Genomic DNA, 1271 nt, shown 5'->3' with positions numbered 1-1271 from the left:
GGCGATTGATCTGATCACCAAACGTCATGAATGTTCCTATCTTTTTTATCTCGCTGATATCGTTATATTATTTGTGGGGATACCTCAGGGTCAGAGTACTTTATTACTTTAAACATCAGAACATAGTCATTCCCTTACCCCCCAGTGCCGCTAAATCAGTGAAATGTACTCCGCCTCCATTTTTTAGAGAAGTAACAATCTACTCTGACACCCAAAAAAAGACGAGTTACCATTCGGCCGTTTTCAGTGCTTAGGCAGTGCCAGAAAGCATTTCATAAATAGCTCACCACAAAAATAATAAAAGGGGTCAGAGTACTTTTTTGAAAAAACGAATTTAACTATGCGTGATTTCATAACAGTGTGGGAGAAGTACTCTAATTCGCCAGCATACCTTATTAGAGAAATGTACTCTGACTCCATTATTCGAGGGATCAATGCTGTGGACTTGTTTGAATGTATAGAAAAAGCGACAGGTTGAAAAATAATCGGTATGGTATAAAAACACTAAACAGCTAGGAAGTTTGTATGTCAGCCTTACCATTCAATAATAACCCAGCTTATTTGCGGGGTAATTTTCAGCTTGAACCTGTGACCGCTCTATTAAAGCAGCATGCAGAATTTGTTTGCTTTCTTCTAATAGCATTCTTCTTTGTTGGTAATGCATTTATTGAAAATAGTGAAAAAGAGCGGGTCTTGGCTAATCCTCAGAAAAACGACTTTTTCTATATTGACTATAGAGCTATAGATCCTTCATCGGATGCTCGATTTCGCTATGTCCCCCTGAAATTACTTAGTGTTGATGATGATACTCTTACTTTTAAAGTCGGAAACATTGCTCACACAACACCTGTCTCGCCGAGTCAACATGCGAAATTTGATAAAGCGTTATTACTGCGCAATTACTATCGTGTTGATAACCTTGTGCTTAGCAAAACAAAAGTAAATGACTTGGTTACTTCTGGTGCCATTTACGATGCTAGGCGGCCTCGAAATATTTATATTAACGGTTGGATGGTTTTGCACCTTAATGAGTTAGTACCAGATAACAGTTAGTAATAAAAAAGCGTTTGTAAGCAATAGAGCCCAGGTAAAGTACACTCCTTACGAGTGAGGCAACATGTACCTTGAAGTGTTTATTTTATTTACTATGAATAAAATACTAAGCCAATAAAGTACTCTGACCCTGAGGGATCCCCACGAATTTAATTTCATATGCCTCCGGCCCAGGCTGCGTCAACTATGGAGCTGTACCATTTGAGTGCAGCTTTCCA

The 1271-nt window shown here is 38.6% G+C and carries 2 protein-coding genes; both read left to right on the top strand.

Annotated features, from left to right (window positions below; translation table 11 throughout):
* Positions 1 to 340 precede the first annotated feature (340 nt).
* Positions 341 to 478 carry a hypothetical protein gene (locus MHN09_RS21255; RefSeq protein WP_239241842.1) on the top strand — a complete coding sequence of 46 codons (138 nt, stop codon included), beginning with the start codon at positions 341 to 343 and terminating at the stop codon, positions 476 to 478.
* Positions 479 to 525: 47 nt separating this feature from the next.
* Positions 526 to 1053, top strand: coding sequence for a hypothetical protein (locus MHN09_RS21250; RefSeq protein WP_239241841.1), 528 nt, complete (start codon positions 526 to 528; stop codon positions 1051 to 1053).
* Positions 1054 to 1271 lie beyond the last annotated feature (218 nt).

The organism is Alteromonas sp. MmMcT2-5 (assembly GCF_022348315.1).
Lineage (GTDB): Bacteria > Pseudomonadota > Gammaproteobacteria > Enterobacterales > Alteromonadaceae > Alteromonas > Alteromonas macleodii.
The sequence above is the reverse complement of the archived record's forward strand: the minus strand, read 5'-3'. Positions and strand labels throughout refer to the sequence as shown.